Raw genomic sequence first — 14,855 nt, 5'->3', positions numbered from 1 at the left:
GCCGACGCCGTGCAGTTGTCCACAGACCGACCGACGACGCCGGGACCGCTCCGTAGAATCGAGGGGTTGCGGGCCGGATCGCGGTCGCGCTCGGAGCACGTGGTCGTAAGGAGAGGTCATGGCCCGCCGCCTGCCGTCCACGCCACCCGTGCTCCCCGGCTTCACGTACGTGCACGTCCTGGGATCGGGCGGGTTCGCCGACGTGTTCCTGTACGAGCAGAACATGCCGCGTCGCCAGGTCGCGGTCAAGGTCCTCCTCGACGAGGTCGTCGACGACCGGGTGCGGCAGTCGTTCCAGTCCGAGGCGAACCTCATGGCGCGGCTCAGCACCCACCCGTCGATCCTGACGGTGCTCCAGGCCAGCGTGGCGGCCGACGGTCGGCCGTACCTCGTGATGGAGCTCTGCTCGGCGTCGTTGAGCGAGCGCTACCGTCGGGACCCGGTCCCGGTGTCCGAGGTCCTCGCGATCGGTGTCCGCGTCGGGTCCGCCCTCGAGACCGCGCACCGCGAGGGCGTCCTGCACCGGGACGTCAAGCCCTCCAACATCCTCCGCACCGCGTACGGCAGCCCGGTGTTGTCGGACTTCGGTATCGCCGCTTCCATCGGCGAGGCCGACCCGGACGAACCGATCGGGATGTCGATCCCGTGGTCCGCGCCCGAGGTGCTCATGGACGAGTCCCGCGGTTCGGTGCAGTCCGAGGTCTACTCGCTCGCCGCGACGGTGTACTCGTTGCTCGCCGGCCGGAGCCCCTTCGAGGTACCTGGTGGCGCGAACGGTGCGGACGACCTCATGGGCCGCATCGACAAGGGCACGCCGAAGCCGACCGGGCGGCCCGACGTCCCCCCGTCGCTCGAGCGGCTCCTCGCGGCGGCGATGTCCCGACGCCCGGAACAGCGGCCCGCGACGGCGATCGAGTTCGTCCGCGGACTCCAACAGGTGGAGGCAGAACTCGGTCTCCCGCAGACCCCGGCCGAGGTCGAGGTCGAGAACTGGGCGATGGCGTCGGTCGGTGACGCCACGGACCGCACCATGCTCCGCAACGTCGCCGCGCCGGTCGCCGGTGGCCGTCGGCGCCGTGCGCGGCAGTCCCCGCGCGGCGGGCTCACGACCACGGCGTCCCGGAGCGTCGGCACGGTGCACCGCAGCGCGTCGACGGCCCGGGTCGGCCGGCGGTCGCGGTCGACCCTGCTGTGGGCCGCCCTGGCCGCCGTCGTGGTCGCCGTGGTCGCCGTGTCGGCGACGCTGGTGCTGACCCGGACCGGCTCGGGATCGATCCCGACCGTGTCGGACATCCGGGCGACGACCGTCGGCACGACCGTCACGTTCCGCTGGGGTGACCCGGGCACACGCGCCGGTGACACGTACGTCATCAGTTCGAACGGCGGCACGAGCCAGCAGACCGGGCGGAGCTTCGTCGTCTCGGGCAAGCGGGGCGACGAGGAATGCGTCGCCGTCGCGGTCAACCGGGACGGCAAGAACGGCGACCAGAGCGCCCAGAAGTGCGTCACCATCGGGGACGACTAGGTGCTGCGCGTCGTACTGCGACGGCACCGCTCGGTGCTCATCACCACGATCGTCGCGTTCGTGGTGATGGTCGTCGTCGCCACCACCGCGATCGTTTCGAGCGGCTACCACACGCAGCGGGTGGACCTCGGCGACGGGACCGTGTGGGTCCCGAGCGGACAGTACGGAGCGGTCGGCCGCGCGAACACCGGCGTGCTCCAGCTCAACACGGCGGTCGCGGCCGCCTCGGACACCCTCGCGGTGGTGCAGCGAGGCCACCGGGTGTGGAGCGTCGACGAGACGAAGGGCACGCTCACGCGGGTGGACGTCGCCGACGCCACCCTCGGGGATCCGGTCACGTTGCCCTCGGGATCCCCGCAGGTGTTCCTGGCCGGCGGCACGGGGGTGATCGGCAACGGTGACACGGGGCAGTTGTGGGCGACCCCTGCCGACGCGATCGGTGCGTTCGACACCGCCACGAAGGCCGACCTCACCCTCGGTGCCGACGCCGTGTTCGATGCCGATGACTCGGACGTGGCCGTCTACTCGCCCCGCACCGGCACCGCGTCGCTCGTCGCGGTGGGGACGTCCCTGAGCGTCCGGCGGACGTTCGACGTCGCGATGTCCCGGAAGCACGACCTCCAGACCGCGGTGGTCGGCGACCACCTGGCCGTGTTGGACCGCACGAGTTCCGTGCTCGCGATCGACGGCCGGCGCGTCGCCCTCGGCGACCGGGTGAGCGGTCGGGCGACCCTCCAACGGTCCTCGTCGTCCGGAACCGCGGTGACCGTGGCGAGTGCTGCCGGACTCCTGCGGGTCTCACCCTCGGGCGGGGTGACGGCGGTGCGCCTCGGCGTCTCCGGCACGCCCGCGCGCCCCTACGTCGACGGCTCGTGCACGTTCGGCGCGTGGAGCGGGGGCCAGGCCGTGGACACGTGCGACGGTCGAGCCGTGCAACGACTCGACGCGGTGCCGTCGGGGGCGTCACTCACCGTGCAGCACAACGGCGACACGGTCGTGGCCAACGACCCGGAGTCCGGGCGCACCTGGGCGATCGACCGGAGTGGGCAGCTCATCGACAACTGGGGCGACCTGATCCAGAAGCAGGACGACCGGCAGCAACGACAGGCCTCGTCCGACGACGCGACGGCGGACACCGAGCAGAAGCCGCCTGTCGCAACCGACGACGTCCTCGGTGCGCGGCCGGGCCGGACGACGGTCCTGCCGGTGCTCCTCAACGACTACGACCCCAACGGGGACCCGATCGTCATCGAGGACCTCGGCAGCATCGATCGTACGACGGGGACGCTCGCCCGCATCGACGAGCGGCAACAGCTCCAGATCACCCTCTCGCCGCGAGCGACGGGCACGGTCCGCTTCCGCTACGAGATCAGCGACGGCAACGGCGGCACCGCCTCGGCGACCGTGAGCGTCACCGTGAAGACCCCCGCGCAGAACGGCGCTCCCGTGCAGGTCCGCGACACCCACGCCGTCGTCGTCCGTGCCGGCACGGTCTCGACGAACGTGCTGTCGGACTGGGTCGACCCCGACGGCGACCCCGTCTACCTGGCCTCTGCCTCCGCGGCGGACGGCGACACCGTGACCACGACGCCCGACGGGGTCGTGGACGTGACCGACCACTCCGGTCGCACCGGCGAGCGCACCGTGCAGCTGGTCGTGAGCGACGGGCGCCTGCAGGGACGGGGGACCCTCACGGTCGACGTGGACGCACAGGGCAAGGCGCCCCTGTCCGCGGATTCGTTCGCGGTGCAGGCGTACGCGGGTGAACCCCTGACGGTGCACCCGCTCGACCACGTGCGCGGCGGCAACGGCACGGTGACCCTGACCAGCGTCCCGGCGGTGGCCAGGACCACGCTGACGCCGAGCTACGACGCGGGCACCTTCGTCGTATCGAGCGCCGTACCGGGCGACCACCTGCTCGCCTACACCGTGACCGACGGCACCAAGACCGCCACCGGAGTCGTCCGCGTCACCGTCGAGGCGGCGCCGGACGCCTCGACCGCGCCCATCACGACGCCGAAGACGGTCTTCGTGGACACGCTCTCCACGAAGGACACGGACGTCACGGCCACCGACATCGACCCGGCAGGGGGCGTCCTGCTCGTCACGGGACTCAGCGGGGTCGACGGCGGCAGCGGCGTGCAGGCCACCGTGCTCGACCAGCACACCGTCCGGGTGACGCTGATCGCTCCGCTCTCCGGGCCCGTGACCTTCACCTACACCGAGACCAACGGGCTCGCGTCGAGCACCGGCACGGTGACCGTCATCGAGGTCCCCGAACCGGACCACGTCCAACCACCCGTCGCCCAGCCCGACAGCGCGACCGTCCGCGTCGGCGACGTGGCGACGATCGACGTGCTCGCGAACGACACGCAGCCGGACGGAGAGCCGTTGACGCTCGAGCCGGACCTGGTGCAGAACCTGCCGGCCGGTGCCGGTCTGCTGTTCGTGTCGGGAGACACCCTCCGGTACCTCGCCCCCGACACCCCTGGCAACTACACGGCGGTGTACCGCGTGGACGGACCGGACGGCCAACACGCGGACGCCGTCGTCTCGATCGCCGTGCGCGAGCGGGACGCCGCCACGAACGCCGCACCGGTCCCGGACACGATCACGGCGCGGGCGGTGGCGGGGCAGACGGTGCGGGTGACCGTGCCGCTGTCGGGGATCGACCCGGACGGCGACTCCGTCCAGCTCGTCGGAGTCGCGTCGAACCCGGACAAGGGCTCCGTCAGCGACGTCACCGCGTCCACGCTCGACTACGCGGCGGGGGACTACTCCGCAGGGACGGACCAGTTCACCTACACGGTGGTCGACGCCCTGGGCGCCCGTGCGACCGGGACCATCCGCGTCGGCATCGCGCCGCGGGCGGACCAGGCGTCGAACCCGGTCGCCCAGGCGGACCACGTCACCATCCGGCCGGGCGGCAGCGTGACCGTCCGGGTCCTCGAGAACGACTCCGATCCGGACGGCGGTGACCTGCGGGTCACGCGAGCCGAGCCGAACGGTCCCGGTCTCGAGGCCCGTGTGTTGCGGCACCAGGAGGTCAAGGTCACGCCCCCGCCGGCGGCCCGACGCGGCGACTTCGCGGTCCTCTACACCGTCGCGAACGACGACGGCGGTGCGAGCACGGCCTTCCTCACCGTCACCGTCGACCGGGACGCCGCACCGCTCCGGCCGGAGGTCTCGGACTCCACCCTCGACCTCGTCGACATCCTGCATCGCAAGGCGGTCTCCGTCGACGTCCTCGCGAACACGTTCTTCGCCGAGGGCTCGACCGCGGACCTCCGCGTCGGGCTCGTCCGCGGCTACGCGGACGGCGCGCGGGTCACGCGGTCGGGCCGGATCGTGGTCCCGGTGACGGCCCGGTCCCGGATCATCCCGTTCTCCGTCGCGCGTCGCGACCACCCTGACGTCGTCTCGTACGCGTTCGTGCACGTGCCCGGACTCGACGACGCGCTGCCGCAGATCGACCGCACCGCCCCGGCGATCACGGTGCGGAGCGAGTCGACGGTCCAGATCCCGCTGTCGAAGTACGTGGTGACGGCCAACGGCGCCGTCGCGCACGTGACCGACCCGAGCACCGTCAAGGCGACCCATGCGAACGGGGCCGACCTCGTCGTCGACCCGACCACCCTGTCGTTCACCTCCGCCAAGCTCTACTACGGGAACGCCTCGATCTCGTTCGAGGTCACCGACGGTTCCGACGCGAACGGAGGCAAGGGCCGCGTGGCGACGCTCGTCCTGCCGATCAAGGTGACCCCGCGCACCAACCAGCCGCCGTCGTTCACCGGGAGCACGATCGAGCTGCAGCCGGGTGACCGCCGGACGGTGGACCTCACGAGGCTGACGGACTACCCCTACCCGAAGGACCTCGGCGAGCTGCGCTACGACGTCGTGAGCCGCCCCGCCAGCGGCGTCACGGCGACGATCAGCGGGCAGCGGATGACGCTCGCGGTCGACGACGACGCGACCAAGGGCTCGACGGCCTCCGTCGGCGTCGGCGTCGCCGACCGGAGTGCGGCGGGTCGCAGCGGCACGATCGCGGTGGAGGTCGTGGCGTCGACCCGTCCGCTCGTGCAGCCGGCCGCGGACCGCGCCGTCGTCAAGCGTGGACAGACCGCCGACGTCGACGTCCTGGCGAACGACGCCGCGACCAACCCGTTCCCCGGTCGGCCCCTGCGGGTGGTCGCGATCCGCGGACTGTCCGGCGGCGTCCCCGCGGGCGTGTCGATCACCCCGAGCGCCGACCGTGCGCGCCTGACGGTCCGGGTGGCCGCGTCCGCTCGCCCCGTCGACACCCACCTGCAGTACGAGGTCGCGGACGCGACGAACGACCGCGACCGGTACGTCTGGGGCGACGTCACCGTGTCGGTCCAGGACGTCCCGGAGCAGCCCTCCGTGCCCACCAGGACGGGGACGTACCAGGGTGGGTCGTTGTCGCTCACCTGGAACGCACCGGCGGCCAACAACGCCGCCATCTCGGACTACCGCGTGACCAGCCGGACCTCGGGTGGCCGCACCGCGACGCACGACTGCGGTGCGAGCACCGTCTGCACGCTCACCGACCTCGATCCGCAGGAGCGGTACACGTTCACCGTCACCGCGGTGAACGCGGCCGGCAGCTCGAAGCCGTCCGGGGCGAGCGCCGTGATGAGCGACGACTTCATCCCGGCGGCCCCGGCCTCGGTGACGGTCACGCCGGCCAAGGAGACGCCACGTCGGCTCGTCGTGCAGTGGGCGGCCGTCCCACGACCGGGCACGGGGTCCACGGTCTCGAACTACGTCGTCACCCTCGAGGGGCCGTCCGGCACGCAGGCGCAGACGGTCGGCGCGGCGACCACGTCCACCTCGTTCGACGGCCTGCAGCCGGGCGGCCAGTACACCGCCACCGTGTCGGCGCGGAACGCGGCCCTCGTCCTCTCGACCGCGGACTGGAACGAGCGGACGTCCGCCGCCGCGACGGCCGTCGGTCAGCCGGCAACCCCGTCGCTCTCGGCCACGGGCAGCCCCGACGGCCAAGGACGGACCACGGTGCGGCTGTCCTCCGCGGAGGCCGACTGGGCCGGAGGCACGGCCACGCGCCTGACGATCGCCCGGTTCGATCCGGGCGCCGCGATCCCGTCCGGTTGCCCGCCGACGGGAGCCGGTGCGACGTTCGGAGCGACCGACACCGACACGATCAGCGGCGACGGCGACTACCAGTACGTCGCGTACGCCGACAACGGCCGTTTCTGCAGCGCCAGCGCCCCGACGAGCGTCACGAGCTACGCGCCGCCGGCGACGCCGACGGGCAGCGTCGACGTCGAGCAGGTGGACCCGACCTCGCCGAACTGGCAGATCCGGATCAGCGGGGTGTCCTCGGCCAGGGGTCGCGTGGACCACTACGCCTACACCGTGAACGGTGGCTCGGCGGTGCCGCTGACCGGGGACACGTGGTCGACCGGCACCGGGTACGGTGACCAGGCGGCCATCCAATTGGTGGCCTGCGCGACGGCGTCGGACGACTACTGCAGCACGAGCGACCCCGTGTCCGTCCAGCCCTTCACCACGCGTGCGACCATCGCGAGCGCCGTGCAGGGCCAGGCGCCCGTCGTGAACGCCCCGGACAACGACGGTCGGCTCGCGCCCACCGGCTACGACGTCAGCTACTGCATCGGTGGAGCCTCGGGGTTGTGCACCGACACGGACCCGGTGACGGGCGAAGCGTTCACCACCACGGACCCGGTGCCCGTGGGGTACGACACGATCCGCGTGCAGGCGACGGTGAACGGACAGCAGGACCCGACGGGCGCGTCGGCGCCGATCACCACGCCGGCCGTTCCACAATCGACCGACGGCTGAACGGCGCGTGACCGACGTCACCACCACCGCAGAGGAACGACATCCGCATGAGCATGACCCCCGAGCAGGCGACCTGGTTCGCCGACGTCGCCGGCCGCATCGTCACGAACGTCGAGCAGGTGCTGCTCGGCAAGACCTTCGTGATCCGACTCGCGGTGACGGCGATGCTGAGCGAGGGGCACCTGCTGCTCGAGGACGTCCCGGGCACGGGCAAGACGAGCATGGCCCGAGCGCTCGCGCAGAGCGTGCAGGGTTCGACTGCCCGGATCCAGTTCACGCCTGACCTGCTGCCGGGCGACATCACGGGCATCAGCGTGTACGACCAGCGCACGAGCGAGTTCGAGTTCCACCGCGGTCCGGTGTTCGCCAACGTCGTGCTCGCCGACGAGATCAACCGAGCGAGCCCGAAGACGCAGTCCGCGCTCCTCGAGGCGATGGAGGAGTCCGCCGTGACCGTGGACGGCGTGACGCATCGTCTCGCCGCACCGTTCATGGTCATCGCCACGCAGAACCCGATCGAACAGGCGGGAACGTACCGTCTGCCCGAGGCGCAGCTCGACCGCTTCCTCATGAAGACGTCGATCGGGTACCCGGATCACGCGGCGACCGTGCGGATCCTCGAGACCCCGTCCGCACCCTCCGCGTCGGTGCCGCTCGCGAGCGTCGTGCCCGCCGCCACGATCACCGAGATGGCCGCGCTCGCCCGCACCGTCCACGTCGACCCCGTCATCGCGGACTACGTCGCGCGACTCGTCGACGGCACCCGAGCGTCGAGTGAGGTGCGTCTCGGCGTCAGCGTGCGGGGCGCGATGGGGCTCATGCGAGCAGCCCGCGTCTTCGCCGCGCTCAGCGGACGGCACTACGTGACCCCCGACGACGTCAAGGCGCTGGCCGAGCCGGTCCTGGCACACCGGATCGTGCTCGACGCCGAGGCGGAGTTCGACGGCGTCAGCACGACGAGCGTCGTCGCGCAGCTCGTGGTCGAGACACCGCCGCCCGTCGACCGGGTGGCTCCGTGACCGACCGCGCCACCCGCGACCGGGCCCCGACCGGGACGGCGTCCCGTCGGCCGGGAGGGACCCGGTCGCGTCGCCCGGGCGTCGAACGGACCGCGACGCTCGGCGCGACGAACGCGCGCACCCACCTGGTCGGCGGCTCCCGAGGCGGGGCGGCGGATGCCGTGGCGGGCGCAGCCCGTCTCGCGCGAGCGGTCGGGAGGCTCGGCGCGCGGGTCGGGGGGCAGGTCGCGTCGGTCGTCACCGGACTCGGCTGGACCGTGGCGGTGCTCACGGCGGTCGCGCTCGTCCTCGGGTACCGGTACGGGCTGCGTGAGGTCGTCGCCGTCGGCTGGACCGGTGTCGTGCTCGCGGTCGTGGCGCTCGTCGCGTTGGTCGGGCGGTCGCGCCTGGCCGTCCGGATGCACCTGCCCACCCGCAGGGTCGCGGTGGGGGGCACGGCCACGGTCCGGATCACGGCGGAGAACCCGGGCCGCGTGCCCACGGTCGCCACGAGCGTCGAGGTCCCCGTCGGACCCGGACTCGTCGACGTCGCGTTGCCGGGCATCGCCCCGCAGGACACGGTCGAGCGGGAGGTCCCGGTCCCGACCCTCCGCCGCGGCGTCCTCGACGTCGGGCCCGTCCGCGGCGTCCGTGCCGACCCGGTCGGCCTCGTCCGACGCGAGGTCGTCTGGACGCAGCGGGAGCAGGTGATCGTGCACCCGCGCACGATCGCGATCCCGTCCACCAGCACCGGTCTCGTCCGCGACCTCGAAGGGCAGGTCACGCGCGACCTGTCGCCCGCGGACATCGCGTTCCACGCCATCCGCGAGTACCAGCCGGGCGACGACCCGCGCACGGTGCACTGGAAGTCGACGGCCAAGACCGGCGCGCTCATGGTCCGTCAGTTCGAGGAGACACGCCGATCGCACCTCGTGGTCGCGCTCGGGACGGCCCGGAGCGAGTTCGGCGACGACGACGAGTTCGAGCTCGCCGTGAGCGCTGCGGCGTCCCTCGGCGACCGCGCCATCCGTGACGGTCGCGAGGTCACCGTGGTCGTGTCAGCGCGGACACCGGAGTTCGCGCGGCGTCGGGTGTACGCGGTGCACCCGCTGACGACACGATCGCCGTCGCTGCTGCTCGACGACTTCGCGCGCGTCGCGGCCTCCGATGCTTCCCTGCCCACCAGCGAGGTGGCCCGGATCGTCGGTGACGACAGCGTCGGGACGTCCGTCGCCTTCCTCGTCGTGGGCTCCGCCGTCGGACTCGGTGCGCTGCGGCTCGCCGCGACCCGGTTCCCCGTCGGCGTCGAGGTCGTCGCGGTGATCTGCGAGACCGAGTCGCCGCCGCGTGTCGTCCGGGTGCCCGGACTCACCGTCATCACGATCGGGTACCTCGAAGACCTCCGGCACGCCCTGCGACGATCGGCAGCGGCGTGAGCGCCCAGCCGGTCGCGGCCGCCGCCGACGTCTCCTCGCGTCGGGCGGAGCGCGAGCGCCGGCAGCGGCGTCCCGCGGTCCTGCGCGTCGTCGGCGGCACGCTCGTGGTCGTGCTGCTCGTGGGCCTCGCGAGTGTCGCGTGGTGGCCGCTCTACCGGTCGTCCGCCATGGTGGGGGCCGGCGTCGCGGCGGTGGTCGCCGGGGCGCTGATCGCGCTGGCGGGCTCGTGGTGGCGCCTCCCCGGCCCGGTGCTCCTGGCACTGACGGTGGCGGCGTTCACCCTCGTCGGCGTGCCCGCCGCGGTCCCGACCGAGGCAGCCGGGGTCCTGCCGACTCCGGCCGGTCTCGTGGACCTGTTCTCGTCGGTCGCCCTCGGGTGGAAGCGCCTGCTCACCATCGGGCCGCCGGTGGGCGACTACGAGGCGCTCCTCGTGCCCTACTTCGCGTCCGCGCTCGTCGTCGTCGTCGTCGGCGTGACCATCGCCCTCCGGACACCCCGTCCGGAGATCGCGGCGCTTCCACCGCTCGCGTTCTTCGCGGTCGGCGTCCTCGTCGGCCCCACGCGGCTCGCCTACCCCGTGGTGTCCGGCGTCGTGCTCGTGGGGGCGGCCCTGGCGTGGGCGCTCGTGTCCCGGCGGGTGCGTCGCGCGGTCGCGGTCGCGGGGACCGCCGGGAGCCGGGTTCACGTCGGTCGGTCGATCGTGCGCCCGTCGCTCGTGGGACTCGCGACCATCGTCGCCGCCGGGGTCCTCGCGAGTGGGCTCGGGGTGGTCGCGACCCCGCACGCCGACCGCCGCGTCGCACGGAGCAGCGTCGTCGCGCCGTTCGACCCCCGCGACTACGTCAGCCCGTTGAGCGGGTTCCGCGCGTACGAGGAGGCGGGAACCGCGGACGCCCCGCAGCTCACCGTCACCGGGCTCCCGGCCGACGGTTTCGTCCGGATCGCGACGCTCGACACCTACGACGGCGTCGTGTACTCCGTCGGCGGGCCGTCGGGTGCCTCCGCGTCCGGCACGTTCAGTCGGGTCCCGACGTCCGTCGACACGAGCGGTGTCCGAGGCCGCCGGGTGCACGTCGACGTGCACGTACGCGGGTACGGCGGGGTCTGGGTGCCCACGGTCGGTGACCTCGAACAGATCCGATTCACCGGCTCCCACGCCGATGCCGAACGGAACGCGTTCTACTACGACCGGAGCACCGGCACCGCGGCCGTCGTCGGCGGAGTGGGCCGCGGGACCGCCTACTCGCTGACCGCGGTGGTCCCCACCCGACCGTCCGCAGGGGAGCTCGCCGGCGCGCGCCCCGGTGCTGCCCGGGTCCCGACCCCGACACAGGTCCCCGAGGCCGTGTCGGACACCGTCGCCGCGACGACGAAGGGCGTCACCGGCACGGGTCGCAAGCTCGCGGCCGTGATCGCGGCGCTGCGCACGCACGGGTACGTCAGCCACGGTGTGGGCGACGACCGACCGAGCCGTTCGGGCCATGGTGCCGACCGCATCACCGAGCTCCTCACCGCGCCGCTCATGATCGGGGACGGCGAACAGTACGCCGTCGCCGCGTCCCTCATGGCGCAGGACCTCGGGTTCCCGGCACGGGTGGTCCTCGGGTTCGCGTCGGGCGGTTCCGGGGCCGACGGCGTCGACACCGGTCGGACGACCTTCCGTGGTGCGGACGTCACTGCTCGGATCGAGGTCGACACCGCCCAGTACGGCTGGGTCATGATCGACCCGAACCCGCCCGTCCGGGCGATCCCCGAGGACCAGGACCAGACCCCGCAGCCCGTCACACGACCCGAGACGGTCGTCCCGCCACCGCCCGCGGCACAGGAGGACCAGGACACCCAGACCCCGCCACAGAGCGACCGCGGTACCCCGCCGGAGGCGCCGCTGTGGCTCCGGATCCTGCTGGCGGCGCTGCCCTGGGTCATCGGGGCGCTGGCCGTCGCGGCGCTCGTCGCACTGCCGTTCGCCGTGGTCGTCGCCCGCAAACGCCTGCGTCGACGTCGCCGCCGTCGTGCTCCCACGGGCCGCGCACGGGTCGTCGGCGCCTGGGACGAGTACCGCGACGCCCTGACCGACCGAGGCGTCCCGATCGGACGTGCGGCCACGCGGCGGGACGTCGCGGGCATGGCACCGGACCCGGCGGCAGCGGGATTGGCCGCGCTCGCCGACCGGGTCGTGTTCGGCCCCGCCGACGCGGACGGTGCCACGGCGGACCGCATGTGGTCCGCGACCGACACCGCGGTGCGGGCGCTGCAGGACGGCCGGACGCGGTGGCAGCGGTTCCGGGCCGCCACGTCGCTCCGTTCCCTGCGTCGGCCACGGTCGCCGCGCGCGTCCGCTCCGGCTCGGTCGTCCTCGACGCCGGGTTCCGCTGGGTAGCATGGCGGGAGTTCGAACGAGGACAGAGGTCACGAGTGATCAGATGTGAGCACTGCGGATCGCCGCTCCCGGACGGGGCCATCATCTGCGGTGAGTGTGGTCGGTCGGTGTCGGTGGCGACGGCACGTCGCTCCGTCGAACCGGAGCCCGGACGCGCCCCGCAACCACCGCCGCTCCGCCCGCCGGCCCCCTCGGCCGGGCGACCGGACCCCGCGGCCGATGCCTGGCTGCCGGAGACCACGCTCGACCCCGCGACGCGTGCCTGGCTCACCGGCGCGTCCGACCGGCGCGACGAGTCCGGTCGCGGTGGGGACGAGATCCGGCGCCCGCACGACCCGGACGACGACGGCGACCGTCGGTTCGCGCCGCGGAGCGCACCGAGCCATGTGAACGGCTCGGACAGCGGTCTCGCGAGCTGGGCCGGCCGACGCACGGAACCCTCGCTCGACCCGGACCGCATCCGGCCCGTTCCGGTCGACGACCGCCCGGACGACCGAGCCGGTCGGGTCGACGACGGCGCTCCGGTGGACACACCCGGTGCGGCCACCCGGGCGGATCAGCTCGACGAGGACCCCGAGGTGACGCTCGTCGCGCCGCCCACGCCGCAGCGCCGCGTCCCCGATCCGGTCGTTCCCGAACCCGCCGCTCCCACGTGGTGGGTCGGGCGGAACCGGCCCACCGCAGCGGCTGATGCGGGCCACGATGCCGACACCGCAGCCGTTTTCGGCACGGAAGCCGACCCGGTGGACCGAGACGACGACGCGGTGCCGGGAGAGCGCTCGAACGCCGGAGACGCTCCCGCCGCCGTCGACGGCCGCGCGGACGACGCCGGGCGCGGTCATGACGCAGCCGCGAGCGGTCATGACGCAGCCGCGGGTCAGGACGGATCCGAGGGGCAGGACGGATCCGAGGGGCACGGCCATGCCGAGGGTCACGACGGACTCGAGGGCCGCGGGGACGCCCGTGGCCAGGACGATCGCACCCGGGACGACGACTCGCGATCCCGGGCAGCCGGCGTCACCACGGACGTCCCGGGACCGGGCGACACCGCGGTCATCATGCCCTTCCCGGAGCGGCGCGTCGCGCCACGCCCCGTGCCGCTCGTGGCGCCGGGAGCGCAGGGAGCGACGTGCCACGTGTGCGGGCACCCCCTCGAGCCGGACGACATCTTCTGCGAGGAGTGCGGCGCCGTCGTGCCGGCCGTGACCGCGGCGTACACGGGCCCCGTGGTGCCGCTCCCGATGGAGCGACCCGACTGGTCGATCGTGGACGACTCGGACCCCGTGTCCGGGAGCGCGGACGAGGCCAGTACCGACGCCGGGTCCGACGCTGTAGACGCTCCCGACCCCGACCAGGACACCGACGTGTCCCAGGCCGACGCGCCCCAGGACACCGACGTGTCCCAGGCCGACGCGCCCCAGGACACCGACGCGGACCAGGACGCCGAGGCGGACCAGGGCGACCCGGACCAGGACGCCGACGCGGACCACGTCGCTGACGCGCAGCCGCTGCCGCAGGCCGACTCCGGAGACGCAGCACCCCTTGCCGTGCCGGATCCGGCGTCCCGGATGCGTGCCGGACATGCCGCCTCAGCGCCGTCGGACGACCTCCCGCCGATGCCGGGTCGCCTCGACGAGCCGCCCGCGGCCGCACCGCTGCGCCCGACGCTCCCACCCATCCCACCGTCGCCGATCGCCGAGGACACCCTCCGCACGTGGAGTCGACGGCGGCAGGACGATGACGGCGAGGACGTCGAGGCGACACGCATCGTCGCCCGTTCGCCCCAGCGCGCTCCCGTCGTCCTGCACTTCAGCACGGGCGAGCGGGTCGGACTCGTCGGTTCCGGGCTGCTCGGACGCCTCCCGCGCCCCGAGCCGGGTGAGCGGATCGACGAGGTCATCACGATCGTCGACCCCGGCAAGTCGGTGTCGAAGACGCACCTCGAGTTGGGGCGGGAGGGCGACGACCTGTGGGTGTCCGACCGGTTCTCCGGCAACGGCACGGTGATCCGGCACATCGACGGCAGCATCCGCCGGTGTGAGCCCGGACGCCGCTACCGAGTCGAGCGCGGGGCACGGGTCGACATCGGCGAGCAGTTCTTCCTGGTGCAGTAGGCGGAAGGCGCCGCGTCGGGCGGACCGGACGGGGCCTTCGGGGGCCGGGATGACGTGCTGGCGTCGTGGTGTCCCTCGACTCGGCCTTCGTCCCGGCGATCCGCGGTCGGTTCCACGAGCGGTCGATCCGCGCTTCCGCCATCGCGCGCTCGAGGGCTCCCGATCGCCGGGGCGCTCCTCGCGGGCGCATCAGCCGACCCTGTACAAGAGCTCGTCCGTCGAGGGCGTCGAGGCCGCGATGGTCGCACACGAGCACGTCGGCGCGGCCTCGCACGCGATCGTCGAGCCCCGGTACCGGGGACCAGGAGCACGCGGCCTGAACCCTCCCGACGCGGCTCGGCGTCCACGTACGGGTCGCGGTGTCGACCCTGCCGACGGCCGGATCCGAGAACACGCGAGGTCAGGGCGGGCGACGCTCCTCCTCCACAGACGGCGGGGATCCGGAGGTCCCACACCGCGCGCCCCCTCGGTGCCGGGGTCGCGTCCGGTGTGCGTCACGCTCGTGCCATGCAGAACGGTCAGGAGGGCCATGGCCGCGCCGTCCTGGCCCTCGCCAC

The 14,855-nt window shown here is 73.4% G+C and carries 6 protein-coding genes; all 6 read left to right on the top strand.

Annotation, left to right across the window (positions count from 1 at the left end):
* Window positions 1-118: 118 nt before the first annotated feature.
* The 6 genes from DEI86_RS03615 (at window position 119) to DEI86_RS16780 (ending at window position 14,298) form a co-directional block, all read left to right on the top strand.
* Window positions 119-1,525, top strand: coding sequence for a serine/threonine-protein kinase (locus DEI86_RS03615; RefSeq protein WP_111013231.1), 1,407 nt, complete (start codon window positions 119-121; stop codon window positions 1,523-1,525).
* A complete protein-coding gene (locus DEI86_RS03610) occupies window positions 1,526-7,369 on the top strand; it encodes an Ig-like domain-containing protein (RefSeq protein ID WP_111048834.1) in 5,844 nt (1,947 codons plus the stop codon).
* Between the two features lie 47 nt (window positions 7,370-7,416).
* Window positions 7,417-8,388 carry a MoxR family ATPase gene (locus tag DEI86_RS03605; protein ID WP_111013233.1) on the top strand — a complete coding sequence of 324 codons (972 nt, stop codon included), beginning with the start codon at window positions 7,417-7,419 and terminating at the stop codon, window positions 8,386-8,388.
* Window positions 8,385-9,803, top strand: a complete 1,419-nt coding sequence (locus DEI86_RS03600; RefSeq protein ID WP_111013234.1) for a DUF58 domain-containing protein — start codon at window positions 8,385-8,387, stop codon at window positions 9,801-9,803. The genes DEI86_RS03605 and DEI86_RS03600 overlap by 4 nt, the downstream gene beginning before the upstream one ends.
* The gene (locus DEI86_RS03595; protein WP_111048833.1) at window positions 9,800-12,184 is read left to right on the top strand and encodes a transglutaminase domain-containing protein; all 2,385 of its coding nucleotides are present in this window, start codon (window positions 9,800-9,802) and stop codon (window positions 12,182-12,184) included. Before DEI86_RS03600 ends, DEI86_RS03595 begins: the two co-directional genes overlap by 4 nt.
* 113 nt (window positions 12,185-12,297) lie before the next feature.
* Window positions 12,298-14,298, top strand: a complete 2,001-nt coding sequence (locus DEI86_RS16780; RefSeq protein WP_258376456.1) for an FHA domain-containing protein — start codon at window positions 12,298-12,300, stop codon at window positions 14,296-14,298.
* Window positions 14,299-14,855: the final 557 nt, after the last annotated feature.

This window comes from Curtobacterium sp. MCBD17_028 (genome assembly GCF_003234875.1).
Taxonomy (GTDB): Bacteria; Actinomycetota; Actinomycetes; order Actinomycetales; family Microbacteriaceae; genus Curtobacterium.
This window is presented reverse-complemented; position numbering and strand designations above follow the sequence as displayed.